Source organism: Pseudomonas syringae, from assembly GCF_021606685.1.
GTDB classification, from domain to species: domain Bacteria; phylum Pseudomonadota; class Gammaproteobacteria; order Pseudomonadales; family Pseudomonadaceae; genus Aquipseudomonas; species Aquipseudomonas syringae_R.
The window spans coordinates 37,208-62,465 of sequence record NZ_WKCB01000001.1; the positions used below are offsets into that span (position 1 = coordinate 37,208).

Consider the following 25,258-nt stretch of genomic DNA (forward strand, 5'->3'; position numbering starts at 1 on the left):
TTGGAGTCCGGAGCAATAGGCAGGAAGCACAAAGGCACGTCGTCCCTATAAAACGAACCGGACGGGGAAAAATTAGCGCGGGGATAAAGGCATGAAGCGGCGCGTCATCAAGGGTTACATCAATCTCGGCCAGACCAACGGAACACCAGCTAGCATTGACGAACACCACTTTTTGCAACTACATTTAGTCGCACGCAGGGAACGCCGTGTCCAAAAATGAAAAGCTGCTCGCCAAACTGCTCAATGAGCAAATGGCATTTACCTGGCCAGAGCTCGTCACACTCTTGAGTCGGCTGGGCTACACACAGATCGAGGGGACAGGAAGCCGCGTCAAATTCGACATCGGTGACCCCAGTGCAATGATCACGCTGCACAGGCCCCACCCCGGCAACGAACTGAAACACTACATTCGGCGCCAGATCATCGAACAATTGAAATCAGGAGAACTGATTCAGTGAACAACCAACTGAAACACAAAGGCTACATCGGCTCTATCGAAGCCAGCGTTGAAGACAACTGTCTGTTTGGCAAAATCCTGTTTATCAAGGCGTTGGTCAGCTACGAAGGGAAAACCGTCGCCGAGCTGGACGCAGCGTTTCGTGAGGCGGTGGACGACTACCTCACTACCTGCCAGGCGCTGGGGCAAACACCGGAAAAACCCTGCAAAGGCTCCTTCAATGTGCGCGTCGGCCACGACCTGCATCTGGCTGCGGCCCTGGCGGCAACCCGCAAGAAAGTGACACTCAATGACCTGACGCGCCAAGCGTTGAATGAGTTTCTGCAACATCACAGCGCCGATGTTTGCCCAGCCGCTGGCTGAAGCCGAACCTAGGCGCTCGACACACAGTGGCGCACATGCTCGCGCGCCAATCGCCGCGCCTGGCGGTCCAGGCCGAGGATCGCTTCAAGGTCGACAGCGTTGGACAGGTCGATATGTTGCAACGTCTGTTCGACCACCTCACAAATCTGGGTAAATCGAATACGCCGGCCCAGGAACGCCTCGACCGCCACCTCGTTGGCGGCATTCATGGCCGCACTGGCCCGGGCGCCGTCAGCCAAGACCTGTAACGCCAGGCCAAGGCAGGGAAAACGCGCCACGTCGGGGTGTTCAAAGGTCAGCCCGGCATAGCGGGTCAGGTCCAGTGGGGCCACGCCCGACTCAATGCGTTGCGGATACGCCAGGGCATGCGCCACCGGCATGCGCATGTCGGGGTTGCCCAGTTGCGCCATCACCGATTGATCACGAAACACCACCATGGAATGCACCACGCTTTGCGGATGAATCAGGGCTTCGATGCGCTCGGCAGGCAGGTTGAACAACCAATGGGCTTCGATGATTTCCAGGCCCTTGTTCATCATGGTCGCGCAGTCCACAGAGATCTTGCGCCCCATGGACCAGTTGGGGTGGGCGCAGGCTTGCTCAGGCGTGGCGTCAGCCAGGCAGTCCAATGGCCAATCTCTGAATGGCCCGCCTGACGCCGTCAGCACCAGCCGCTCAACACCGTCAAGCGTGCCATGGCACCCCTGCAAGCATTGGAAGATCGCGTTGTGTTCACTGTCCAGCGGGATCACCACAGCGCCTGCCCTGGCAGCGGTTTCAATGAACAATGCACCCGAGACGACTAACGCCTCTTTGTTGGCCAGGAGGATTTTCTTGCCGGCCCGCGCAGCGCTCAAGGTCGGCAACAACCCCGCCGCGCCGACAATCGCCGCCACCACGGTGTCGACCTGCGACTCCCGCGCAGCTGCGCACAACGCATCGTTGCCACACAGCACCTCCGTGGGCACGCCAGCCGCCAGCAGATGCGCCTGTAATTCGATGGCATGTTGCGGCTCACTGACCACCGCTATCGCGGGCCGAAATCGCAGGCATTGCTGGTACAGCTTGTCCATACGCCGATGGGCGGTAAGGCCGTGCACCATAAATGCCTCAGGGTGACGCGCGACTACATCTAGAACACTGTCGCCGACCGACCCGGTTGAACCGAGAACGAGCAGGCGTTGCATCATAGTCTTGCCATCCATAATTAATAACTGACAGATACAAGCCTAGGCGCCTGGACCCGTATGACAATATAACCATTAGCGATAGAGCTTCCCATTATTCAGCGCAATCATCGCGTATATCAAAACACAATAACCACCATTGCAAACCACACTAACAAAACTCAAGCCCGCGTGAATTATTGAGGTACGCTCTCACTGTATATCTTTTCATCACACGACAATTAGCCCTAAGGTCCGCAGTATCGTCCGAGGCCATAGATACTGTGGAGCGGTTCAAATGAATGTAACCAACATTCCATTTCGCCCTGCGTGGGCGCATGTTGGAAGCGAGCCTCCAGCGCAGGCTCACGCGGTTGAGCAGCATGTTCGCGAAAACGCACGCAGGATCTACGGCGCCAACACCCTCCCCATCCTCGGGCAGTTACATATACTAAGCATCGACAAAAAAGTTTATGAAATACTTGGCCGCCCTCATAGCGGCCTTGTTCCTTGCTTTGTTTTTATGGCACCAGCGCAGGCTATTAACTACCTGACGAAGATACGCCCGCTGTCCGGCGCTATATCAATGAACTGCATCATTGGATCATCGGTTATCACTACTGGGCCGTTAACGATACTTGCCGCTATGTCTGCGTCTCGGCGAATGATTCATGACGCGTTGATTGTATGGGCTGACCGCCACGACGAGCATAGTGGAGATGCAGACTATGTATGAACTATTAAAGTCGGTGAATAACCCAACCTGCCTGCGCAGTTTGCACCCTGCTGCCCTGGGGCCGTTGGCGCATGAGCTGCGGGCGTTCATCCTGCAAACCGTCAGCGCCACGGGCGGCCATCTGTCGGCCAACCTGGGCACCGTCGAACTGACCATCGCCCTGCATTACGTGTTCGACACACCCGATGACCGGATTGTCTGGGACGTAGGGCACCAAGCCTATGCCCACAAGATCCTTACCGGGCGCCGCGAAGCCATGCCCGGCCTTCGTCAGCTCGGTGGGATTTCGGGTTTTCCGCGCCGGTGCGAGTCACGCTACGACTGTTTTGGTACCGCGCACTCCAGCACCTCGATTTCGGCCGCCCTTGGCATGGCCCTGGCCGCCCGCAACCTGGGGCTCGCGCGCCACTGCATCGCCGTGATCGGTGACGGCGCCCTGAGCGGCGGCATGGCCTTCGAGGCGCTTAACAACGCGGGGCTGTTCCGTGACTTGCCATTTCTGGTGATCCTCAATGACAACGATATGTCGATCTCGCCATCGGTGGGCATGCTGCGCGAACACCTCGGCGCGCTGACTGCCGACCGCCATGGCAGCCACGACCCCAGCGTGTTCAAGGCCATGGGCCTGACCTACCACGGCCCCATCGACGGGCATGACCTTGGTGGACTGGTCAACGCATTGCGCCACCTGAAAAACCAGCGTGGCCCGCAGTTGCTGCACATCATTACCGAGAAAGGCCACGGCTACTCGCCCGCTGCCGCCGACCCGGTGCTCTATCACGGGCCAGGCAAGTTCGACCCGATCCAAGGCATTCGCCCGGCGGCTCCCGGCGCGCCGACTTACACCCAAGTGTTCAGCCAGTGGCTGGCGGATGAAGCCGAGCGCGACCCACGCGTGGTGGTGATCACCCCAGCCATGCGCGAAGGCTCCGGGCTGGTGGCGTTCGAGCGGCAGTTTGCCGAGCGTTACTTTGATGTCGGGATCGCCGAGCAACACGCGCTGACCTTCGCCGCCGGCCTTGCGGCCGATGGCATGAAACCGGTGGTGGCGATCTATTCGACGTTCCTGCAACGCGGATACGACCAACTGATCCACGACATTGCCCTGCAGCAACTGCCGGTGGTGTTTGCGATCGACCGCGCCGGCATTGTTGGCGCTGACGGTGCCACCCATATGGGCGCCTTCGATATCGCCTATTTGCGCTGCATCCCCCATCTCACTGTGATGGCGCCAGCCGACGAACAGGAATGCCGGCAGATGTTGCACACCGCTCTGCAGCAACCGGGACCTTGCGCCGTGCGCTACCCTCGCGGCTCGGGCAGCGGCATCGCGCCCTCACTCGAGCTGACCGAACTGGCGGTGGGCAAAGGCGAAATCCGCCGCACCTGTACCCAGGCCCACGGCAAACGTATCGCCATCCTGGCCTTTGGTTCAATGACGCAAAGGGCAGTGGCAGCGGCAGAGTTGCTTGATGCCACCCTCGCCAACATGCGCTTTATCAAACCCCTTGACCACCACCTGCTGCAGGCGCTGGCACGCGAGCATGATTGGCTGGTGACGGTTGAGGAAGGTTGCGTGATGGGCGGCGCAGGCTCGGCCTGCCTGGAATACCTGGCCAGTCAGAACCTGCGGCCACCCCTGCTGCAACTGGGCTTGCCCGACCACTTTATCGAACACGGTACACCTGAGCAGCTCCTGAGCCAGTGTGGCCTGGACGCCGAGGGCATCACGCACGCCATACAACGCTTCGCCGATGAGCACCCGTTGGCCTGTCCATTGCCCTGCACACCGGTCTACCGCGCGAGTGCCTGCACATGAACGTTATCCTGGCTCAGCCACGGGGCTTCTGTGCCGGCGTGGTTCGCGCCATCGACACGGTTGAACAGGCGCTGGCGCAATTCGGCGCACCGGTCTACGTGCGCCATGAAATCGTGCATAACCGCCATGTGGTGCAGTCCCTGCGCGACCAGGGCGCCGTGTTCGTAGAGGACCTGGAGCAGGTGCCGAGCGGCGCTGTGACTATTTTCAGCGCGCATGGGGTGGCCCGCGCAGTGGAACACCAGGCGTCGCAACGTGAACTCAACGTGCTCGATGCCACCTGCCCGCTGGTGACCAAGGTGCATCTGCACGGACGCCAATACGCTGCCAAGGGCTACCAGTTGATCCTGATCGGCGAGCCTGGGCACCCTGAAGTCATCGGCATCCTGGGCCAGGTCGACGCGCCAATCACCTTGATTCAGACGGTCGAGCAAGCCCACGCCCTGGACTTTCCTGCCGATACCCCCCTGGCCTACCTCACCCAGACGACCCTCAGCGTCGATGACACCCGCAGTGTGATCGACGCTTTGCAGCAGCGCTATCCGCAGATTGTCGGGCCTGCCGCCCGCGACATTTGCTATGCGGTGCAAAACCGTCAACAGGCGGTGCGTGAGCTGTGTAGGCAAGTGGATGTGCTGTTGGTGGTTGGCAACACCCATAGCGCAAACGCGGTGACCCTGCGCGCACTGGCGAACGACAGCGGCACGCCCGCCTACCTCGTGGCCGACGGCAGTGAAGTACAGACCTGCTGGTTTACCCCACAGATGACCTTGGGGATCAGCGCAGGCGCGTCAACGCCGGAGGCTGCGGTGCAAGACGTGATCGCGGCCCTGGCGCGAATCGCCCCGCTGCAACTACAGACCTTACCGGGCCGCGAAGAACGCGTGCAGTTTCAACCGCCAAGCGGGCTGATTGCCCGCCAATAGGCCAGAGGAATCGCTGCCATGAATAACCCCATTGTGCGTCGCGCTACCCGCCAGGTGTCCATCGGCAACGTGTGCATGGGCAGTGGCGCACCGATCGTGGTGCAGGCCATGACCAACACCGACACCGCGGATGCCCAGGCCACCGCCGCACAGGTCGAAAGCCTGGCCCGCGCCGGCGCGGAACTGGTACGCATCACCGTCAATAGCCACGAGGCCGCCGCTCAGGTGGCAAGCATTCGCGAACGGTTGGACCGGCACAATCTCGATGTGCCGCTGGTGGGCGACTTTCACTTCAATGGCCACCGCCTGCTCGCCGCTTACCCTGACTGCGCCCAAGCCCTGGCCAAGTACCGGATCAACCCCGGGAATGTCGGCAAGGGCGCGCGGCGCGATGAACAGTTCTGCCAGATGATCGAAGTCGCCTGTCGCTATGACAAACCGGTACGCATCGGCGTGAATTGGGGCAGCCTCGACCCCGACCTGCTGGCAGGCATGATGGATGCGAATGGCGCCCTCGCCGTACCCCTGGCGGCCGACGCGGTGATGCGCGAGGCGCTGGTGGTGTCGGCGCTGGACAACGCCCGGCGGGCGGTTGAGGTCGGGTTGCCTGCCGACCATATCGTGCTGTCGGCCAAGGTCAGCCATGTGCAGGATTTGATCGCGGTCTATCGCACCCTGGCGTCGCGCTGTGACTTCCCCCTGCACCTGGGGCTGACCGAGGCCGGCATGGGCTCCAAGGGGATTGTCGCGTCCACGGCGGCCCTGGCCGTGTTACTGCAGGAAGGCATCGGCGACAGCCTGCGCATTTCCCTCACCCCCGACCCCGGCGGCGAACGAGCCAAGGAAGTCCAGGTTGCCCAGCAGATCCTGCAAACCATGGGCTTGCGTGCCTTCACGCCGCAAGTGGTCGCGTGCCCAGGCTGCGGGCGTACCACCAGTGTGTTTTTCCAGGAACTGGCACAGCGTATCGAACACTACCTGCGCAAACAGACCCCGCTGTGGCGTATCCATTATCCCGGCGTCGAACGCATGCAGGTGGCGGTCATGGGGTGTGTGGTCAATGGCCCCGGGGAAAGCCGTTTGGCCGATATCGGCATCTCCTTGCCCGGTGCCGGGGAGCATCCTTCGGCACCGGTTTATATCGATGGCGAGCGGGTGATGACCCTCAAGGGGCAGACGATTGCCGAGGATTTTATCCGCCTGCTGGAGGCCTATGTCGCCGCCCGCTATGGCAGCCAGCATCAGGCCCTGCAGGCATTACTCTCTGCCCAGGCGCCGATAGCCCAGCAACGCTGAGGCCAACACCACCGCCCCCGCCGCCTGCGCGACCCAGAACCCGCTGGGGGCGCCAAAGTGATCGATCATCCAACCGGAGCTGGCGGCGCCGATGGCCACGCCGATGCTGAGGCCGGTGATCAGCCAGGTCATGCCTTCGGTGAGGCGGCTGGGCGGCACGACCCGCTCCACCAGGGCCATGGAGACGATCAGGGTGGGGGCGAAAAACAGCCCGGAGATAAAGATCGCCACGGCCAGCCCGGGGATATTGCTCACCAGCAGCAGCGGCAAGGTGGTCAGTGCCGTGGCGATGCCACAAAACAGAAACTGCCGGGGCAGCGGCGCCTTGAGTGTCAGCGTGCCAAACGCCAAGCCTGCCAGGCATGAGCCAATGGCGTACACCGACAGCACAATACTCGCCGCCGCCGGCTGGCCCTGATGCTGCGCGAAGGCCACGCTGACCACGTCCACCACGCCGACGATCACGCCCATGGCCAGCAGCAAGATCATCAGGATCAGCACCGAGGGCGAGGCGATCAGCCAACGCCCGTGGTGATCCTGATGGGCGTGCACCGGCGGCTCAGTCGCACGTTGCAGCACAAAGGTGGTCACGCCCACTGCCAGCAACAGGGCCGCCACCAGTGGCCCGGCTTCGGGAAACAGGACGACGCTGAGCCCCACCGAGATCGGCGGGCCGATGATAAAGCACACCTCATCCAGCACCGATTCCAGGGCGAATGCGGTTTGCAGCTTGGGTTGGCCTCGGTACAACTCGGTCCAGCGTGCACGCACCATCGCTGACATATTGGGCATGCAACCGGCCAGGGCGGCGAACAGGAACAGCGTCCAGTTCGGCGCCTGCAAACGGGTGCACAGCAACACCATCAGCAACGCCCCGCCACCGATCAGCGCAGCCACCGGCAGCACCCTGCCCTGGCTGTAGCGGTCGACCAGGCGTGAAACCTGCGGCGCACAAAACGCCGTGGCCAAGGCAAACACCGCCGCCACCGAACCGGCCAGGCCATAACCGCCGTGCACCTGCGAAAGCATGGTGATCAGGCCGATGCCAGTCATCGACACTGGCATGCGCGCCAGCATCCCCGCCAATACAAAAGCCCGGGCGCCAGGGACCTGGAACAACTCGGCGTAGGGGTTTGCCATCAATCACAAGCCTTCTGTGGGGAATTTGCGCGACCGTTTATCACACCAGCCGTTTGATCTGTTTATGCCGCCACACCAAGCGGTAATAGGCGGTCTGCAGCCCCAGCATCGCCAGGTAGGTTACCGGAAACGCCATCCAGACGCCCTCAAGGCCAAAGTGCGCGTTGAGCAGGTACGCCATCGGCAGTTCCACGCACAGCACGCAAAAGATCGAGATGACCACCGGCATCAACACCACGCCGCTGGCACGCATGATGCCGCCGATCACGGCCTGGAAGCCAAATACCAGGATGCTCCACAACATGATGTGCAGCAGGTGTTCGGCGTTTACCCGCGCCGCGTCATCGGTGATAAACAGGCCGAGCAACCAGTGCGACAACCCATAGCCAAGCACAATCAAGCCGCCGGTCAGGCCGGTGTTGATCAACAAACCCGTGCGCAGGATCGGCCCGATGCGCTCCAGCTTGCCGGCGCCAATCGCCTGGGCCCCCAGGATCGAAGCGGTAATCGCAATCGACAGCGCCGGGAACTGCACGTAGTTGACGATCTGCGTCACCGCGCCATACGCCGCCGTGGCCTGTGACCCGTGGCTGTTGACCAGGGCCAGAATGACCAGTTCCGACAGCGACAGCACCACCATCTGCAAGCCCGTGGGCAAGCCGATGCGTAAGACCTTGCCCAAAATAACGCGGTCCAGGCGCAGGGCCGCAAGCAGTTCGCGGTCCGGCGCCATCACGTGGTTTTTATGGCGCAGGCGCAGGATCAGAAACAGCATGGCCGCCGCGTTACCCACCAGCCCCGCGTACACCGCGCTCTGGATACCCATCGGCGGCAAGCCGATCCACCCGCGAATCAGCGCCGGGGTCAGCAGCAGACCCACCAGGGTCGAAACCATCAAGGCCAGCAACGGTGAAATAGTGTCACTGACCCCGCGCAGCAACTGGGTGTAGAGGATGAACACCAGCAGCAACGGCATGATCAGCATCATCATCTGCGCATAGCCCACTGCATCATCGAGCACATCCAGCGGGGTGCCCAGCGCCTGCAACGCCGGGCGCGCAAACAGGCTACCAAGCACCGCTGCAATCACGCCCACCAACGCACCAAGCGTCAGGGTCGCGCCGGTGATCGCCTTGACCATGCCGGTTTCCTGAGCGCCAAAGGCTTGGCCGATCAACACCGATGCGCCCGCTCCCAGGCCGATCACCAGAGCAATAAAGAAAAACACGATGGGGAACATTCCCGACACCGCCGCCAGTGCCTGGGTGCCGAGCATTTGCCCGACGTAGATGCCATTGAGCGTGCCGGAAAAACTCTGCAGGAAGTTGGACAGCACCATCGGCGCCAGGAAGATCAGATAGACCTGCCACAACGGGCGTTGCAAAGGGTTTTGCATGAAAAATGGGGCCTCGCAGAACAAAAGCGTCCGAGGGTTATACCGTAATTGGATCCGATCTTCCCGTGCTTTAGCAGGACTGAGGTTCAATTTGGAGTGATGGGCTGTGCACGCTTGTGGGCCGTCTTGAGATACGCCGACTCGATAATCGCCTTCACCCGCTCGCTCACCGGCTCGCCCATCAAGTACGCGTCGATCTCTGCATACGTGCAGCCATAGGCGTGCTCATCCAGCTTGCCCGGCGCCAGTTCTTCCAGATCAGCCGTGGGGTGTTTGTGCACCAGGTTCGCCGGTGCGCCAAGGGCGGTGGCCAGCAGGCGTACCTGGGTTTTGGTCAGGCCCGACAGCGGCGCGAGGTCGCAGGCGCCGTCGCCGAATTTGGTGAAAAAGCCCATCAGCGCTTCGGCGCCGTGGTCGGTGCCGACCACCAGGCCATTGTGCAGGTTGGCCACGGCGTATTGCGCGATCATGCGCGTGCGCGCCTTGACGTTGCCTTTGATGAAATCGACATGCGCGGCGCTGGCTTCGGTAGCGTTCAGGCTGGCAATCAGGCCGTCGACACTGGCGGCGATGTTGAGGGTGTCGATGTGGTCCGGGGTGATGAAGCTCAAGGAGGCCTGGGCATCGGCTTCATCCGCTTGGGTCTTGTACGGCAGGCGCATGGCGATAAAGCGCGCAGCGTAGCCCTCAATGCCCAATTGCTCGACCGCCAATTGGCACAGGCGGCCAGCCGTGAGGGAGTCCACGCCACCGCTGATCCCCAGAACCAGGGCCTTGCAGCCGGACTGCCGCAGGGTGCTCTTGATGAAGTCGATGCGCCGTTGAATCTCCTGGGGCTCGCCGCCCTCGACCAATGCGCGGTTGATATTCAGTTCCTGTGCGATACGGTCTTGAATCTGCATGTCACACCTCTTTGTTGCCTACATTGACCTGTGGGAGCGGGCTTGCTCGCGAAGACGGCGTGTCAGCCAACCCACTTAATGCTGACCCACCGCGTTCGGGAGCAAGCCCCCTCCCACAGAGAACACTTGGGCTGCGTACTGCAAAAACGACGGGTCTTCGCAGACGTTCTTGATCGGGTCATCCGAGAACTTCACCACCGGCTCACCGTGCACCCGCACCAGTTTCATCACGATGCTCAGCGGCTCCACACCGTCCACATCGCAGGCCAGGCTGGTGCCCATGCCAAAGCCGAACCTGGCCTTGCCACGCACATGCCGCAGGATCGGCACACATTTTTCGAAGTTCAGGCCGTCGGAAAACATCAGGTCCTTGGTCATCGGGTCGATGCCCAGTTGTGTGTAGCGGGCCAGCACCTTGTCGGCCCACGCGATGGGGTCGCCGGAGTCCTGGCGCAGCCCGTCGTAGAGTTTGGCGAAGTACAGGTCGAAATCCTTGAGGAAAAAGTCGGTGCTGATGCAGTCGGTCAAGGCAATGCCGAGGCGCCCACGGTATTCACGCACCCAGTTTTCCAGGGCGGCATTCTGGCTTTCGCGCAGGCGGCCCAGTTGCTGGTGCACCATCAGCCATTGGTGGGCCATGGTGCCGATCAGCGGCAGGTCGAACTCATAGGCCAGGTGCGCGTTACTGGTGCCGACGAACTGACCGGGGATGGTCAGCCAGTGTTCCTGTAAAGCGTCTACTAGCTCATCGAACCCGACCCGGCCTTTGGTGGGCGACTCCCAAGTGGCTTGCCCCCCATGGTTCACTAATAGAAAAATGCCGCAGCTTGAGCTTACGTCGCGTAAGTAATCTCCGCAGAGCTGGTTCTCGAGCCGTTCAAAATGCTCGGGGCCGCTCCAGTTCTGAGAGAGCTTTAATTCGACAGGTACGGACGCGTAGGTCTGGCTATTCTGGAATCGATAATCCGGACGTTTGTCATCGGCAAGCTGCTCTTCCTGAGGAACGACGTACCTTCCTACTGCGCGATCTCTCAACCATTTCCCGATGAGCTTCCGAATGGAAGTCTCCTGATTGGTCAGGAGCAAAATTTCTGCATAGCTAGAGTCGCCATCTTCTAAATCATGCTTTAAATCCAGAAGGCGATCGACTGCCAGGCTCCAGAGTTCACGATGGGTAGACGGCGTGCTTTCCAGCGACTCATGGAATTCGACGACCTTCGCTGGCTCCCAAGGTGACGTCTGTGAATCGGCTGTAGCTTTCTGATGAGCGTAAAATGCGCCCCATGGACGTAATGGCTCGGCAGGGTGCGCCTGTGCGATCTCCTGCAATGCAAGGAATGCTTCCTTCCCTGGCGTCTCTCGAATAAGAGCTAATAGGCCATCACGAGCACCTTGGGCATCGTCCCTATTCGTATTCCTCCAACCAATGTGGAAAATCCCAAGCATTGAACGCTACCCCACTGCTGTCACCGACCACTCAAAGAGCGCAATCGTCCAGAGCATGCTGAACGCCCGTAATGGCATGCATCACCTAGCTACCAGGCACAAAAGCTATCTGAGAGCCCAATGAATCTTTACGCCCCAGAATGATGTACCTACAGCACTGCTGAGGTCTCCCGTAAAACTACATGCGAGAACATGTACGATATTCTGTTCACCTGGCTATTGAACTGAATTGAAGATGACTCCGTCAAAACGGGGACACAATACTTGGACGAGGCAATCTAGAATGCGGCAGGCGTTGGGGATTTTGAAATCACTTCACCCTTCGACTTGGTAACAGAACCCCACCCCACAAGAGGGGTCTGCTCTTGTATAAGATCTCGGGAATACATCGAATGTCCGCGCAAAACAGCCTAGTAATACTTGCTCGAGGAGGGTACGCCGCTCGGGGATTGCTTTATTTGATCATCGGTATTTTCGCGTTGCTCGCAGCACAAGACTCGACAAAACCGAAGGACAGCCACAAGAGCCTGGAAGCATTGCTGAGCCAACCATTCGGCTATTTTCTGGTTGGGCTTGTGGTGGCGGGACTATTCGCATTCGCAGCTTGGCGCGTCCTACAAGCTACCCGTGATGTCGATCACCACGGCAAAAAATTCAAAGGCTTGGTGATTCGCGCAGGCCTGTTCGCGGGAGGTATGGTCAACGGCGCTCTCGCGTTTTTCGCGTTGGGCCTGCTCATTAGCGGCATTAGAAGCTCGGGCAATTCCGGTGGGCAGACCAAAGACTGGCTAGCGCATTTTTTGTCTTGGGATCACTCGAATTTGTTGGTGTACCTGATTGCTCTCGTTCCCCTTGGTGTGGGTATTGCTCACATCATCAAGGGATGGAAAGCGTCGTTCGAGAAATATTTTGAGGCCGACGAGGACGTCATGCGCTACATACGCCCTGTATCACGATTCGGACTAATTGCCCGTGGAGTCGTGTTCCTAGAAATTGCGTTGCTACTGGCAATAAGCGGTTCCACTTATCAAGCCATGGATCCACCTGGTATGAAGGAATCACTTGATGCGCTCCAAAATCTGCCAGCTGGTTGGTTGATTTTGATGGTGATGGCCTTAGGGCTGATTGCTTTCTCGGTTTACAGTTTCTCTGAAGCCTTTTGGCGCAAGATCAACATGGATGTGCCGGGAGTGCCGAGCAGGGGTTGATGAGAAACGGAAGTCTTACAGCCATGCGGAGCCTTACTCGCACCAAGGCCCCCATGTTGGCGGGTTATCTACGATATCGATGGACGTGCTGAGTTCGTCTTGCATGTGCTCGAAGACTCTGTCGAGACGCGGGTGAGCTCTCGATTCTCGGAGTGCATTTACTAATTCCAGAAGCTCTCGGCCCTGGGCTAGCGGCATCTGGATATCGCAGTACACCGTGTCATCGTCTTGTCCCATGCCCTCACCCGCTCAGTCTTTTTCATTGATGTCTTGCGGCCCTATGCTGCTCTAGGTGCCGGATCTCTGCTTCCCAACTCTCCAGGAATTTATCCCAGTCTGAAGCGTATGGCCCATCGACCAACCTGGTCGACCCGATGCTTGCCTGATGGAAACGCTCCCTCCAGGGTTGCGGAATGGTATGTTCCAAGATGATGTCGATTCCGGAGTGATGACGCTCCACCGAGACAGAACTACGAACCTCAATGAGTTCGAGAGGCTTCTGAGTAGAGGACGTAGCGTTTAGATCTAAGTCGTCGAGCTTATCAAGGGTGGCAAGGAGCTCGGATGCATTGGGATCGCCAGGACGGAGGCTGGCAAGCGCCCACAGAGCCCTTCGCCTAGCGCCCTCAAGCTGACGGAGTTCATCGTGGGTCATTTCAGCCGCATCCTTGTTGATTTGATATCGGGCAGTAGCTATGGCGTGCCGCCTGCGGCGGGTGGCTGGCGTGAACCGAGCCGTGGCAAGCCACGTCTCGGCCCTCCGGGCTTTCATCCAGCACGCCTGCGCGCTCCGCTTGCCTGATACTCGCATGGAAAGGAAATACTGGCGCAGCGAGTCCGAATCCGGAGCAGGTGCAACCGTCCCCTAGGTACAGGATTATTACTTATGGAGCTTACTAAAGCGACTCGATAGCACTGCAGCTTCGGTAGTCTCCCAAGCTTCAGGGTCAGACGTAGCGTTGAACATCACCCATGCCCTCCACAGGAAAAAGGCGGCAACCAAGCTCGACTCAATTACTGCAAATACCGTAGTGGTATACATATAATCTGAATTTTCCCCAAAGAAAAACAGCACTGGAAATATCGAAGCTATCCAACCGGCGACGAAAGTTAAGCAAAATGCGATGGCCGCAGTGACCGTCAGGAAAAGCGGGACTTGATATCTATACTGGGTTGCAAATGATTTCTCGCCGTTTTGCTTTGCTAAGCCGTACAAAATGCCTGTGTTTTTTTCTTTGTCATTATTTCTTTTAAACAAGCCATATAGAGTTACACTCTCGCCGACCTCTAACTCTTCGTAAAACTTGTTCGACACTTGCAAATTCGGGATAACTGCACCATCAATGCTGACTTTAGCTTTATGTCCGCCGTTCATTCGATCAACAGATCGGACGTAGTCAACTTTTCCTGAAACTTTCACGCAATCGAACTTCATCACTCACTATCCCTGCCTTCGCTTAAAAAACCGCATTCAGTTCATGCCAGGAAGCCTTCTATGATGGTTGCAGGGAGGCATGCGGAGGCTATCCAATGCACGCTCTATGGAGCGGCTCGCATCAAGGCCACCGAGCCATGTCCCACCACCCGCTCTTCTGATCAACCATCGCTCCTGACACCGTGGCGCCTTGATCGACGACCGCCTGACAAACCTAATGCCACGATAATATCACTATGATCTGTTTATCGAAACACGCTTGCCGTGGCTCTATCCTCAGTTTTGAGGATCCGACTCATGCATCTGAAAGAAGCGCTGGCAGGAGCATTGCGAGGAGCTCGTGCTCATCAGGGGTTGAGTTACGAAGAGTTGGCGGGGGCAACGCACAGAACGTACGTGGGGAAGCTTGAGCAAGCCAGAGCGAATGCGACGCTGGAGAAACTGGACGAGATCGCTGACTACCTAGGACTCGACCTTTTGACTATGGTCACTCTCGCCATTGCTGCGCAAGGTGACGAACTTCCATCCGAGGCTTTGCAACGTACTGCCCTGCGAATCAGGGAATTCGAGATGTCCGGAGGGTGGCAGTTGGTAGAGGAGCAATTCCGTGATGGAAAGCTCATCAAGCGCTCCCAGGGAAAGCCAAAGCGGCCCGTTAATGCGATTTACATTCGAGCCCTGAAAGCGCAAGGTTTCGACAGGAAAACAATCGCTGAAAAGCTCGGCGTTGCCAGAAGCACAGTCCAAAAATATTGGAATACATAAGTCTGCAGAACATCAGCAATCCTGCAATCTAAGCAAATCGCGGTTTATGGCGCGCCCTATCGGGTCGGCTGTCGTAAACCATGCCATGGCTGACGCCAAGTCATGGCCCCTTGGGCTTCCATCCTCGCGCCTCCGGCCTTACAGGCCTGCGCGCTCCGCTTGTTCTGGTTATTTCCATCGACGGAAGAAACTAGGTATACCTCAGCCCTGAGCAGTGGAGTGCAGTCATCCTGTCTGTCCATATTTCTGTTGGAAGGTGCAGTCGCGGGGTGGACAATACGGGCTGGTCACTTGCTAGGTGGCAATTGAGTAAGGAAGGGCCACTAGCTGTCTATTGCGTTCAGGCGGACACGATTTATGTAGAGGGGCGCCCCGTGTCACTTGACCAGTCGGAGGCTGTTACCGAGCTACTGGACGAACTTGAGCAGGCTTTAGGTCATCTTAAGGCCACCACCAACGCTAACAAGCTAATTGAGTCACAACGCTTGAGCCATGAGGCCGACGAGTTAGCTCGTCGAGTGAACACTGCCTGGCTGACTTTGCGTTCGGAAATTGGTGAGTCTCAGAAGTTGCTTAATGCGCTTCACGGACTCAGCTTGCTCACCGGCGAACGAAGGGAAGCTAAGCTCGAAGAGCTTAAATTCAAGCATGCAGGCACCCAGATAGAGGGATTGCTGTCGAGGCTTCTTGATTGAAGGTTGAGTACCAGTAACCTTGGGGATCGAAGAGAAATGATGGCCGAATCTGTGCGAGTAGTTCGTAAATGAAGCATGTGAGACTAATACGACATGGAGAAAGCGCTGCGAACGCGGGCGAAGCCACTTTAGATCATGCGACCATTACTCTGACCCCGAGAGGAGTTGAGCAAGCGCAGCTGGTGGCATTGTCGTTCAACCATGCTCCGGCTCTGATCGTTGCCTCGCCTTTCACCCGAGCGCACTCAACCGCTATGGCGACCGCAGCGGTGTTTCCTCATATCCCTTTTGAAACTTGGCCCATCCAAGAATTCACTTACCTTGAACCCGCGCGGTGCACTGGCACAACCGTCGCTGATCGGCGCGAATGGGTGGAGGCGTATTGGGCCAAAGCAGATCCTGGTTTCACGGATGGTCAAGGCGCTGAGTCATTTCTAGATTTCATAGCTAGAGCTCAGTCTTTCTTGGAGTGTCTTGCAGAGCACCCCGCCCAAAACATCGCTGCGTACTCTCACGGCCAGTTCATTAACGCTGTTGCCTGGCTGATTGAGCGCAAGACGCTCGGCATTGATGCCGGAGCTATGGTGGACTGGCGTGAGTATGAAATCGCGAACCACGTGCCCAATTGTGGTGAACGGCTGCTTTCGAAAGATACCGACGAAGCCGATTGGAAAGTAAGCCGGTCAGCCACTAGGGAGCCACAAATGGACTCCACTTGGCGCGTGCCGGGCAGAGCTTATCAAGTCACTCGAGATCCCGAACGTCTGCTCATTGAGGAGCGCGCCGAAACTCTCGCAGCAGCAGGCTACCCTCCGCCAGACGATGATCCGGCTATGTACGCTGAGCAAAGGCTGAAAGAGGCCAGAACCGCAGCTCGTTCATCCCAAGTAGGTAGCGTTAGCGGAAACACTACGGCGGAGATCTCAGCGAGAAAGGTATGCCAATTATTGCGAGAGGTCATCTTCGAGCGACGGTCGATGACCAGGGTCAGTCAGCCGTCTTGGGATGAGATTTATGCGGGCCATTTCGTGGTGAGCGTCGAGGGTTGGCGGATATCGATCTACAACGAATGTGACACGCTCGACTACTGCGAAGAGTGCATCAGCTCTGATGGGCGACGCTGGTCGTTTGACTCTGGAGATCGCTTTGGTACTGACCCAATAGCGTTGCTCAGCACTTGGGAACATCAGACGCTTGAGCGTCTCCTGAAAGCGCTCTAGGGAGCCAAGTTCGAACGGGCCTCTACGAGGACGGCTGTCGTAAACCAAGCATCGATGTTGCCGAGTCCTGGCCATGTGGGCTTCAATCCTCCCGCCTGCGTGCTCCGCTTGCTACTGACCCCAAGTCACCCTTCCAAGAGATTTGTGGCCCAATAGCCTCGTCGTAATTTGGACGTGCTGCTTGGATGGAAGTGAATTGTGCATACCTGCCCTCGTACCCCCGCAGCCCGCTGATGGACAGTTCTAGGGGACGGAGGCGATAAAAGTTAAATGGAGCACCCCTGTCGAAACGTCCTTTTCCTTACTCAGCGGCGAAAGAGACGGTCTAGAACCAGCAGAGCAATTGCACCAATCGCGATTGCAGCAACTGGTTTCTCTTTAACGAACGTGGATACGCTGTCCAGGGCATCGCCATAGGTTTGAGTCAGCTGACCGGCAGCTTGGCGTCCCGCACCTTCGGCTTCCAGCTTCGAATCACCAAGCAGTTTTCCGACTGCGCTTTGGGCTTTACCGGCAACCTTTTCTACAACGCCTTCTACCTGCTCACTTCTCATGATTGATTAAACCTTCGTATAAGTTGGAAGCTCAGAATGAGTGAACTGCGATGGCTACCATCCGATAGCCATCCCAGCGAAACGGTGTTACCGCCTAGAACTACTTTTTGTCTACGGCGTCTTTGACCTTGCCAGCCACTTGCTGTGCTTCACCTTTCTTTTCTTGGATGGCACCTTCGACCTGTAGCTTCTCATTGCCTGTGACTTTGCCGACACCTTGCTTCACGTTACCGATAGCTTCGTTGGCCAGGCCTTTGATTTTGTCTGAAGTACCACTCATGGCTGTCTCCCGGTTAGGAATAGGTGTCCTATCTGGACAGAAAAATTGACTGGCGACTGCGACCGGGAGTTCCACGGTTGACGACTACCACTCGTCGCCGGCCCTTCGAGTGCTATCTGGAAACAGATACATCGCTGTTCGGATGGAGAAACAATTTCTTGCTGTCCAAGCTATCAAAACAGCATGATCGCCCTACTGCCCTCAGCGATGCATAATCAGATGCCCCACATTCCTGCCCCCTTTCCTCCGAACGAGGATGAAAGAGCCCTGTCGCTAGAGCATCTCGGGGTGCTGGACTCAGCTCCGGAGAAAGAATTCGACGATATCGTCGTGCTCGCGAGCACCTTGTGTGAAGTACCGGTCGCGCTGGTTTCTCTGGTGGATAGAGAACGTCAGTGGTTCAAGGCGTGCGTCGGGCTGGACGTGAGGGAGACGCATCGGGATCTGGCGTTTTGCGCGCACGCGATCCTGGCTCCCGCCGATGTGTTGACTGTCGAAGATGCCAGACTCGACCCGCGCTTTGAACACAGCGCGCTGGTGCTTGGCCCGCCCTACATTCGCTTTTACGCGGGAGCTCCTATCATTGACGATACGGGGCACGCTCTGGGTACGGTGTGCGTGATTGATACCAAGCCGCGAACCCTGACAGCACCACAGCGCACGGCATTGTTGGCATTGGCGAGACAGACCGCTTCGTTGTTGCAATTGCGCCTGCTCAGACATCAAATAGAGCGTCGAGCAGAAATGCTTGAACAAGAACTGGCTCAGGCGAATGCACTTAATCAAGTGGCCGAAGAGTCACTGCGTCACGCCAAGCGTATCTCCTCCTTGGGAATGGTCACGGCCAGTATTGCGCACGACTTCAACAATATTCTTCAAGCGCTAAGCGCAAGTTTGCAGATGATCCGCTTGCGCGCCAGACGACCAAAAGCCGTCGAGCAATTTAGTGATACCGGATTGCAGGCGGTCGAACAGGGACGGCAGTTGGTCAATCATCTGCTTTCTTGTGTTCGACTCGACAGCCCAAATTTGGTGTGCGTTGACGTTAATGCTCGACTTGATGCAATGCGCGATGTGTTGTCTCGCACCGCGACCGAAAGTGTTGAGCTGACTTTCGACCTGTCAGCCCCCGACACCGCAGTGATGTGTGAAGAAGCCCAGTTGAATGCAGCTGTCTTGAACCTTCTCACAAATGCCAGGGATGCGCTCGGGCCAGCAGGAAGTATCTGCATTTCAACGCGACTGATGCGGGTTGATGATGACGTAACACTGGCTGGAGGCAATTACGTCGTGCTCAGCGTCACTGATACCGGGCCAGGTATACCAGATGACCTGGCGGCTAAAATTTTTGATCCTTTTTTCACCACAAAGGAAAGAGGAAAAGGTACGGGCTTGGGCTTATCGCAAGTCCGTAAGTTCGCAGAGAACGCTGGGGGCACGGTCATGGTGGATAATGCACCCGACAAGGGAACAGTCGTATCTTTGTACTTGAAATCATTGGGTCGAATCGACTTTGCGATTATTCCCACATAATCATCGTGGCTTAAGTAACCTTCTTGACATGATTTGCCTGTATGCCGGCCTGATACGCTGTTGTTCCGTAAGTGTATGGCCAATACAGGTTGTGCGACCAACGGGCTGATCCGTAGATGTTAGAATCAGTGGCAAGTCTGACCTAACGCGGGCGCGCATTGGGCGTTTTGGGACGTCAACCTTGGATAACCAGACGGGCCGGAAGGTGCAGTAATGTTTCTTAGTCTTGAAGTTCGCAGCTATGAGAGGGAAGACCGTCACCACCACCACGAGCATGCTCAATTGGTACTGCCGATTCGTGGCGAAATGGAAATTGACGTAAACGGTCGCGGCGGCTGCATTGATCAGTCATTGGCAGCGCTTGTGACACCTGGCTCGATCCATTCGCAGCAGACTAACCTTGATAGCCGTTTTTTAGTTTTGGACTGTGCGCCGACGATTATGGAAACGCTCCAGATCGAGCGTCTTGCTCAGAAAATATATGTGCCCATTTCCCCCGCTACTCGTCGGCTTATAGAGTTCGCTGAGCTAATCGGCAATGCACAATTGTCCATCGCGGCCTCCCAATTGGGGCCTCTGCTTTTATCGTCTCTAAATCCGGATATCTCCCGCTTTCCAGACCCCATGAAGCAGTTGATCGCACGTATTCAGGCGGATCCTGGAGCGAACTGGAGCAATGAAAGCATGGCTCAAGTAGCAAAAATGAGCATGAGTCAGATGCACCAACGTTTCCGGCTAATGTTCGAGATGAGTCCTCAAGTTTGGTTGACTGATTTACGCCTGCAAGAAGCTCAACGATGGTTGCGTGGAACCTCATTGACCATATCCGAGATTGCCTTGCGTGCCGGCTTTAGCGACCAGGCATCGCTGACCCGTGCCATGCAGCGCGTGAGGGCCACGACCCCGGCGGTTTATCGTAAAACGCAAAAACAGTCTGGGTAAAAAATCCCGCAGTTACCGACAATACTCCCCGAATCAGTTGCTCCAGACTTTACCCATAACGCTTTGGAGCGGGGATGAAATGCTTGCTGATCGATTACTGCTAAAGGGCATTGTCTACGGAGTTTGCGCGGGCCTGTGTTGGGGAGTGATCTTCCTCGGCCCCCAGCTCACCCCGGGGCTGAGCGGCCTGCAATTCGCCGTTCTGAGATTTCTCTGCTACGGCGCGATTTCGGTGGCCTTGCTTATGCCCCGCTGGAGGCGCGTTTGCGCCAATCTCACTACCGCCGACTGGAAGTCACTCTTCTGGCTTAGCCTGATTGGGAACCTCATTTACTACACGCTAGTGGGCACCGGTGTGCAGTTGGTTGGCATTGCCACAACGTCTCTGATCGTCGGACTCATTCCGGTGTTCGTCACGCTGGCAGGTCGTCATGACGTCAACGCAATTTCTTTGCGCAAGCTCACTCCCTCGCTGTTCTGCGCTGTGGGCGGGGTCGTACTCATCAGCTGGCACGCACTGATCAACGGCGACAAGCCAGATATACTGACAAACGTGGCCGGAATTCTATGCGCAGCGGGCGCGTTAGTGACATGGAGTTGGTTCGCAGTGAGCAACGCTCGGCGGCTGGCTCAGGTAACCAGCGTTTCCGCCCATGACTGGGCACTGCTGACAGGGGTCATGACTGGCGCTCAGTCACTGCTTTTGGCGGTACCTGTCCTGGGCTGGCAGGTCGGAACGCATGACAACTCCGAATGGCTACACTTTGTCATGGTAGCCGGTGGCGTAGCGTTTTTATCTTCGGTTGTGGGTAATGCGTGCTGGAATCAGGCGAGCCGACTTCTACCACTGGCACTAAGCGGACAAGTGCTCGTGATTGAGACGTTAGCGGCGCTGGTTTTTGGATTTCTATGGGAGCATCGGCTGCCCGACTTACATGAAATTGCGGCGATTGCACTTCTGGTCACCGGTGTCTTGTGGTGTCTGAATTGTCATCGTACTCCCCGTCACTCTCCGGCTGTTTAACTCGTACAGAGATGCTATAGCGACAGGAATACTGACTACCCCTACCAGTTGTGATTAATTGGTCACCCACTATGCGGTAGCAACTGATCGATCTCACTCGCCCGGTGCGTCGGTAGGCGCGTGAGAACATCCTTCAGATACGCATATGGATCATAACCATTCAGCCGCGCAGACGGGATCAAGGTCATGATTGCCGCCGCCCGTTTGCCGCTGCGCAGTGATCCAGCGAAGAGCCAGTTTTCGCGCCCAAGAGCCCATGGCCTGATTTGGTTTTCGGCCCAATGGTTGTCAATGGGTACTGCCCCGTCATCGATGTAGCGTGATAGCGCTGCCCAGCGTTTCAGGCTGTAATCGAGTGCTCTGCTGATGGCTGAGCCTTCGGGCACCAGATCGCGCTGGGCGCTCATCCAGGCATGGAGCATGTTCATCACCCGTACAGCTTTTTCTTGTCGTATTCGACGCCTTAAATCCGGCTCCAGATCGCGGACTTCGCTTTCGATTTCGTACAGAAACTGGATATAACGCAGGGCTTACTCGGAAGATGGATAGGTCGCAGAGCACATCCGCGAGCATTACCCAGGCGTGACCGTCCCACTTGGCGTCCACAAACTCTCCCTCGTAGGTTGCCCCTGGAATGTTCCCCTGCATTCGAAAGCATACTGGCCGTTAATCAGCAGGTCACGGGTCATGCAGAGTGAATGCCTTCCGCAGAATGCTGCTCCCATGGTGGGCATGGTGACCAAGCCTCCACGAGCTTATCGATGAAGAGTCGAATTTTTGGAGAGAGGTGCCGCTTGCTAGGGTAGATCACCCGAATAGGCTCTGCGGCCTCTGCATACCCAGCGAGCAATTGAACAAGCTTGCCGCTCCTCAAATCGTCGTTCACCACGTAGGAAGGAAGAGTCGCGATGCCCAGGCCAGCTACAGCTGACTGGTGTAATGACTCAGCACTGTCCATCTGTAGTCTTCCACCATGAGTAACGGGCACATATCGCCCGTTTACTCGGAAATTCCAAGGAAGCAGTCTGCCGCCGCTCACAAAATGCAGGCACTGGTGCTCGGATAAATCCTCAGGCGTTCTAGGCTCAGCATGTTCAGCCAAATACTTGGGTGAAACGCAGGTAATCATTTGTTGGTAGGCCACAGTGCGCGTTAGCAACCGAGAATCTTCCTTCGGTGGCCCGATGCGCATGGCCAAATCAAATCCCTCATCGATCAGATCGACCAGCCTGTCAGAGAAGGTGATATCAACGCTCAGGGAGGGCCAATCCTTGAGACAGCACTCAATGTGCTGAAGGACATGAAGTCTGCCCAACGCAACAGGCAAACTCATCCGCAGTCGCCCACTGGGTGTCGAACGACGAAACGCAAGAGCATCCTCCACGTCATCCAGATCCTGAAGAACGCCCACACAGCGCTCATAAAGAACCTGGCCGTCATCGGTCATGCTCAAGCTACGCGTAGTGCGATTCAGTAGACGTACCTGTAAACGAGCCTCAAGCCTGACTATCGACTTCCCCACCGCAGAGCGCGTGAGGCCAAGTTGCTTTGCCGCCGCAGTGAAGCTTCCCGCGTTTACCGAGCTTACAAACGCGGCGATATCATTCAGATTATGGAGTTCCATACGGCCTCGGTGGTCTCAACGCTCGGGCGGCTTAGCACCTGTTATGGGGAACCCTATTCCCCAATAGTAAGCATAGTATCTCAATTAGCTAATCAACTCCCAGCGATCAATTGAGGTCATTATGAACACCAAAGTCCAAGCAGCCGTCCAAACCTGGGCCAATAGCCTTAGCGATCTGGTACCCGTTCTTAAGGGAATCGATACCACCACAAAAATGAGCGACATCCGCGACTCTTACGCAAAAATGCTCGCGCAAAATCCAGCGCCAGCTGGCGTTAAATTCGAAGCAGTCGACATGGGTGGCGTACCCGGCACACTGGTTACTCCGGACGAGATCAAAACCGACGCGGTCGTGATGTACATCCACGGCGGCGCGTACATTGTAGGACGTCCAGACGGCTACCACGGTATCGGCGGCAACTATGCGAAAATGCTCGGTGCTCGTGTGTACATGCCGGACTACCGCCTCGCTCCTGAGCACAAGTTTCCAGCATCTATTGACGACACATTGCGCGCTTACGAATGGTTGCTTGAGCAGAAAATCCCGGCTAACAAAATTGCGTTTTCTGGCGAGTCGGCTGGCGGCGCAATGGTTGTCAGCGTCATGGTCGCGGCTAAATCGAAAGGGCTTCCATTGCCTGCGGTTGGCTCCTCCATCTCACCATGGGCGAACCTTGAACACACCGGTGCTTCCATGAGCAACCGTGAAGGCCTGGATCCTCTGAACTCCAAGCCTGTCTTGGACATCCTCGCCAGAGCATTCCTAGGCGACACATTGGCCAATCATCCTCTGGCCTCACCTGTGTTCGCGGACGTCACCGGTCTTCCACCGATCTTGGTGCAGATCGGCGAGAACGAGCTGATGTTGAGTGATGCAATGCGCCTTGCAACTCACCTGGCTGATAACCGCGTTCGCGTGAACCTGGAAGTATGGCCAGCGATGTTCCACGCCTGGCACTTCTACGCCACCATGCTGCCTGAAGCTCAGCAGGCTATGGAGAGCTCCGTTCGCTTCATCGAGGCTGGCTTGGCCGACGCTAACCGCTAAACGCAGAACAACCGCGATAGCTTTCTAGGCTATCGTGGCTCTACCCATATTTTCTAAGGCCATTTGCCCATCCACTGCTAGTAGTCTGACAGCTCGCCTTGTCTAGATACGTATTCATTTCTTGTGCTGCGCTATGCTGAGTTTCCCTGAAGGAGGCCACATCAATGCCAAAGGAATACTCGTTGTCGGATGTGCTGGAAAGGATGTACCAAAATCAGCTCGCTCTCGAAGCTGCGCTCATGGAGTTGACCCTCCAAGTGGAAGCCCAGGGACATGCGAAAGTGGGCGACAACGTCCGTGGTGCGCTTTACACAATTGGTGAGAACGCTGGTCATATCAAACAGGGGCTGGCCCGGCTCAAAAAACTCCCATGACCCAGCCGCTTTTCGATTTTGATCTCAAACGCGTTTCCCGCACGCACTACATCACTGGCAAGGCGGCGATCAACTTTCCGCACGCTGGGAGTACAACTGGCGGTTGGCATTTTCTGTCGTACTTCAACAGAGATACGAGCGTGGCAAAAGTGTCGCTTGCAGGTATTCATTATCCTGATACCACCGACTTCTTTGGTGACGCTGGAATATGCGACGTTACCGACCAGTTGGCGAAGCTAGGCTGGGCATCAGAAGGCAAACGCTTCTTCATGGCCGATCATTACCGAGCGGCTTCCGACATGATCGTTAAGTGGACTCTAAGCGATTCTAAGCACAGCAATGTCGAGATGGCTGAGTGGTTTCCCTCGCTAGAGGACAGACAAATGCTCTTCACGCTTCTGGGAACCGGAAAACAGAAACTTCTCGATATGGGCAGACTGCAAAAACTTGAAGGTTGGATCAGCTCACAGTAAGCCCAACTTAGCAGGAAGTGTCACCAGGTTGGAGACACCTCCAACTCGTTCAGCGACGAAAAATGCGGTTGATCAGGATCAGCGCTGCAGCACCTATCGCGAGTGCAGTGACTGGTTTTTCTTTAACGAACGTGAATACGCTATCCAGTGTATCGCCGTAGGTTTTAGTCAGTTGTCCAGCTGCTTGATGCCCAGCACCTTCAGCTTCCATCTTCGAATCACCAATCAGCTTCCCGACCGCGCTCTGCGCCTTGCCGGCCAGCTTTTCTGCTACACCTTCTATGATTGAGGGCTGGCAACCGGATAACGTCATGACTGCAAACGAAGATTTGATTACTTGGAACACTCGCTGGCGTCTTGCTGGCGGCATTGTGTCCTGCAAGACATGCCATTCCCAGCAGCCTGAGACTCAACGAGGGAACGCTTTTGAGCACCT

The 25,258-nt window shown here is 57.0% G+C and carries 26 protein-coding genes and 4 pseudogenes; 17 read left to right on the top strand and 13 right to left on the bottom strand.

Annotated features, from left to right (window positions below):
• The first annotated feature begins 206 nt into the window (after positions 1 to 206).
• Both GIW02_RS00055 and GIW02_RS00060 read left to right on the top strand, forming a co-directional pair.
• Entirely contained in the window at positions 207 to 458 is a 252-nt protein-coding gene (locus tag GIW02_RS00055; protein ID WP_236418167.1) for a type II toxin-antitoxin system HicA family toxin, read from the top strand.
• Complete coding sequence (locus GIW02_RS00060; protein WP_236418166.1) at positions 455 to 820, top strand: type II toxin-antitoxin system HicB family antitoxin; 366 nt, start codon at positions 455 to 457, stop codon at positions 818 to 820. Before GIW02_RS00055 ends, GIW02_RS00060 begins: the two co-directional genes overlap by 4 nt.
• Before the next feature lie 8 nt (positions 821 to 828).
• Here GIW02_RS00060 and ispC read toward each other — a convergent pair whose 3' ends face one another.
• The gene (gene ispC / locus GIW02_RS00065) at positions 829 to 2,010 is read right to left on the bottom strand and encodes a 1-deoxy-D-xylulose-5-phosphate reductoisomerase (protein WP_236418165.1); all 1,182 of its coding nucleotides are present in this window, start codon (positions 2,008 to 2,010) and stop codon (positions 829 to 831) included.
• Between the two features lie 274 nt (positions 2,011 to 2,284).
• Between ispC and GIW02_RS00070 the strand changes: the two genes are divergently transcribed.
• From GIW02_RS00070 to ispG, 4 genes are read left to right on the top strand one after another with little or no spacing between them, the layout of a single operon-like run.
• Positions 2,285 to 2,722, top strand: coding sequence for a hypothetical protein (locus tag GIW02_RS00070; protein ID WP_236418164.1), 438 nt, complete (start codon positions 2,285 to 2,287; stop codon positions 2,720 to 2,722).
• A complete protein-coding gene (gene dxs, locus GIW02_RS00075) occupies positions 2,715 to 4,541 on the top strand; it encodes a 1-deoxy-D-xylulose-5-phosphate synthase (protein ID WP_236418162.1) in 1,827 nt (608 codons plus the stop codon). Before GIW02_RS00070 ends, dxs begins: the two co-directional genes overlap by 8 nt.
• Positions 4,538 to 5,467, top strand: a complete 930-nt coding sequence (gene ispH / locus GIW02_RS00080) for a 4-hydroxy-3-methylbut-2-enyl diphosphate reductase (RefSeq protein WP_236418161.1) — start codon at positions 4,538 to 4,540, stop codon at positions 5,465 to 5,467. Before dxs ends, ispH begins: the two co-directional genes overlap by 4 nt.
• Positions 5,468 to 5,485: 18 nt before the next feature.
• Positions 5,486 to 6,763: a flavodoxin-dependent (E)-4-hydroxy-3-methylbut-2-enyl-diphosphate synthase gene (gene ispG / locus GIW02_RS00085; protein ID WP_236418160.1), complete on the top strand. Its 1,278-nt coding sequence runs from the start codon at positions 5,486 to 5,488 to the stop codon at positions 6,761 to 6,763.
• Here ispG and GIW02_RS00090 read toward each other — a convergent pair.
• From GIW02_RS00090 to GIW02_RS27095, 5 genes and pseudogenes are all read right to left on the bottom strand, one after another.
• Positions 6,725 to 7,903, bottom strand: a complete 1,179-nt coding sequence (locus GIW02_RS00090) for an MFS transporter (RefSeq protein ID WP_236418159.1) — start codon at positions 7,901 to 7,903, stop codon at positions 6,725 to 6,727. The two genes, ispG and GIW02_RS00090, sit on opposite strands and share 39 nt — an antisense overlap.
• A gap of 40 nt (positions 7,904 to 7,943) precedes the next feature.
• Positions 7,944 to 9,299: an MATE family efflux transporter gene (locus GIW02_RS00095; protein ID WP_236418158.1), complete on the bottom strand. Its 1,356-nt coding sequence runs from the start codon at positions 9,297 to 9,299 to the stop codon at positions 7,944 to 7,946.
• Between the two features lie 86 nt (positions 9,300 to 9,385).
• On the bottom strand, positions 9,386 to 10,201 hold the full coding sequence (gene nadE, locus GIW02_RS00100) for an ammonia-dependent NAD(+) synthetase (RefSeq protein ID WP_236418157.1): 816 nt from the start codon (positions 10,199 to 10,201) through the stop codon (positions 9,386 to 9,388).
• A 75-nt stretch (positions 10,202 to 10,276) separates the two neighbouring features.
• A pseudogene (locus GIW02_RS00105) lies at positions 10,277 to 10,909 on the bottom strand (nicotinate phosphoribosyltransferase); the annotation flags it as partial.
• Positions 10,898 to 11,608, bottom strand: a pseudogene (locus tag GIW02_RS27095) (hypothetical protein); the annotation flags it as partial. The pseudogenes GIW02_RS27095 and GIW02_RS00105, both read right to left, overlap by 12 nt.
• 431 nt (positions 11,609 to 12,039) lie before the next feature.
• Between GIW02_RS27095 and GIW02_RS00110 the strand changes: the two are divergent.
• Entirely contained in the window at positions 12,040 to 12,855 is an 816-nt protein-coding gene (locus tag GIW02_RS00110) for a DUF1206 domain-containing protein (RefSeq protein WP_122822210.1), read from the top strand.
• A gap of 33 nt (positions 12,856 to 12,888) precedes the next feature.
• Here GIW02_RS00110 and GIW02_RS00115 read toward each other — a convergent pair whose 3' ends face one another.
• Positions 12,889 to 13,092: a hypothetical protein gene (locus GIW02_RS00115; RefSeq protein WP_064053019.1), complete on the bottom strand. Its 204-nt coding sequence runs from the start codon at positions 13,090 to 13,092 to the stop codon at positions 12,889 to 12,891.
• 643 nt (positions 13,093 to 13,735) lie between these two features.
• A complete protein-coding gene (locus GIW02_RS00125) occupies positions 13,736 to 14,290 on the bottom strand; it encodes a hypothetical protein (RefSeq protein ID WP_236418337.1) in 555 nt (184 codons plus the stop codon).
• Positions 14,291 to 14,587: 297 nt separating this feature from the next.
• Between GIW02_RS00125 and GIW02_RS00130 the strand changes: the two genes are divergently transcribed.
• From GIW02_RS00130 to GIW02_RS27100, 4 genes and pseudogenes are all read left to right on the top strand, one after another.
• Positions 14,588 to 15,055 (top strand): transcriptional regulator, encoded by a 468-nt coding sequence (locus GIW02_RS00130; RefSeq protein WP_122822211.1) that lies wholly within the window; start codon positions 14,588 to 14,590, stop codon positions 15,053 to 15,055.
• A gap of 374 nt (positions 15,056 to 15,429) precedes the next feature.
• Positions 15,430 to 15,750 (top strand): hypothetical protein, encoded by a 321-nt coding sequence (locus tag GIW02_RS00135; protein ID WP_206199171.1) that lies wholly within the window; start codon positions 15,430 to 15,432, stop codon positions 15,748 to 15,750.
• Between the two features lie 68 nt (positions 15,751 to 15,818).
• Positions 15,819 to 16,427: pseudogene (locus GIW02_RS00140) on the top strand (histidine phosphatase family protein); the annotation flags it as partial.
• A 156-nt stretch (positions 16,428 to 16,583) separates the two neighbouring features.
• Positions 16,584 to 16,970 (top strand): DUF7693 family protein, encoded by a 387-nt coding sequence (locus tag GIW02_RS27100; protein ID WP_419789540.1) that lies wholly within the window; start codon positions 16,584 to 16,586, stop codon positions 16,968 to 16,970.
• Positions 16,971 to 17,275: 305 nt separating this feature from the next.
• On the opposite strand, the gene GIW02_RS00150 is transcribed toward GIW02_RS27100, so the two are convergent.
• Both GIW02_RS00150 and GIW02_RS00155 read right to left on the bottom strand, forming a co-directional pair.
• Positions 17,276 to 17,524 carry a CsbD family protein gene (locus tag GIW02_RS00150; protein WP_083221824.1) on the bottom strand — a complete coding sequence of 83 codons (249 nt, stop codon included), beginning with the start codon at positions 17,522 to 17,524 and terminating at the stop codon, positions 17,276 to 17,278.
• Between the two features lie 100 nt (positions 17,525 to 17,624).
• Positions 17,625 to 17,804, bottom strand: a complete 180-nt coding sequence (locus GIW02_RS00155) for a CsbD family protein (protein WP_003191424.1) — start codon at positions 17,802 to 17,804, stop codon at positions 17,625 to 17,627.
• 219 nt (positions 17,805 to 18,023) lie between these two features.
• Here GIW02_RS00155 and GIW02_RS00160 point away from each other — a divergent pair, with 219 nt between their 5' ends.
• The 3 genes from GIW02_RS00160 to GIW02_RS00170 all read left to right on the top strand — a co-directional run bounded on the left by GIW02_RS00160 (position 18,024) and on the right by GIW02_RS00170 (position 21,303).
• The gene (locus GIW02_RS00160; RefSeq protein WP_236418335.1) at positions 18,024 to 19,337 is read left to right on the top strand and encodes a sensor histidine kinase; all 1,314 of its coding nucleotides are present in this window, start codon (positions 18,024 to 18,026) and stop codon (positions 19,335 to 19,337) included.
• Between the two features lie 213 nt (positions 19,338 to 19,550).
• Positions 19,551 to 20,279: a helix-turn-helix domain-containing protein gene (locus GIW02_RS00165; RefSeq protein ID WP_098466033.1), complete on the top strand. Its 729-nt coding sequence runs from the start codon at positions 19,551 to 19,553 to the stop codon at positions 20,277 to 20,279.
• 79 nt (positions 20,280 to 20,358) lie between these two features.
• On the top strand, positions 20,359 to 21,303 hold the full coding sequence (locus GIW02_RS00170) for a DMT family transporter (protein ID WP_236418333.1): 945 nt from the start codon (positions 20,359 to 20,361) through the stop codon (positions 21,301 to 21,303).
• 62 nt (positions 21,304 to 21,365) lie between these two features.
• Here GIW02_RS00170 and GIW02_RS00175 read toward each other — a convergent pair.
• Both GIW02_RS00175 and GIW02_RS00180 read right to left on the bottom strand, forming a co-directional pair.
• A pseudogene (locus GIW02_RS00175) lies at positions 21,366 to 21,833 on the bottom strand (IS66 family transposase); the annotation flags it as partial.
• Between the two features lie 155 nt (positions 21,834 to 21,988).
• Positions 21,989 to 22,927: a LysR family transcriptional regulator gene (locus tag GIW02_RS00180; RefSeq protein ID WP_236418332.1), complete on the bottom strand. Its 939-nt coding sequence runs from the start codon at positions 22,925 to 22,927 to the stop codon at positions 21,989 to 21,991.
• 121 nt (positions 22,928 to 23,048) lie between these two features.
• Here GIW02_RS00180 and GIW02_RS00185 point away from each other — a divergent pair, with 121 nt between their 5' ends.
• The 3 genes from GIW02_RS00185 to GIW02_RS00195 all read left to right on the top strand — a co-directional run bounded on the left by GIW02_RS00185 (position 23,049) and on the right by GIW02_RS00195 (position 24,822).
• The gene (locus GIW02_RS00185) at positions 23,049 to 23,975 is read left to right on the top strand and encodes an alpha/beta hydrolase (protein ID WP_164444776.1); all 927 of its coding nucleotides are present in this window, start codon (positions 23,049 to 23,051) and stop codon (positions 23,973 to 23,975) included.
• Positions 23,976 to 24,139: 164 nt separating this feature from the next.
• Positions 24,140 to 24,349, top strand: coding sequence for a hypothetical protein (locus tag GIW02_RS00190; protein ID WP_122822213.1), 210 nt, complete (start codon positions 24,140 to 24,142; stop codon positions 24,347 to 24,349).
• On the top strand, positions 24,346 to 24,822 hold the full coding sequence (locus tag GIW02_RS00195; RefSeq protein ID WP_122822214.1) for a hypothetical protein: 477 nt from the start codon (positions 24,346 to 24,348) through the stop codon (positions 24,820 to 24,822). Before GIW02_RS00190 ends, GIW02_RS00195 begins: the two co-directional genes overlap by 4 nt.
• 49 nt (positions 24,823 to 24,871) lie before the next feature.
• On the opposite strand, the gene GIW02_RS00200 is transcribed toward GIW02_RS00195, so the two are convergent.
• On the bottom strand, positions 24,872 to 25,135 hold the full coding sequence (locus GIW02_RS00200; protein ID WP_122822264.1) for a CsbD family protein: 264 nt from the start codon (positions 25,133 to 25,135) through the stop codon (positions 24,872 to 24,874).
• Positions 25,136 to 25,258 lie beyond the last annotated feature (123 nt).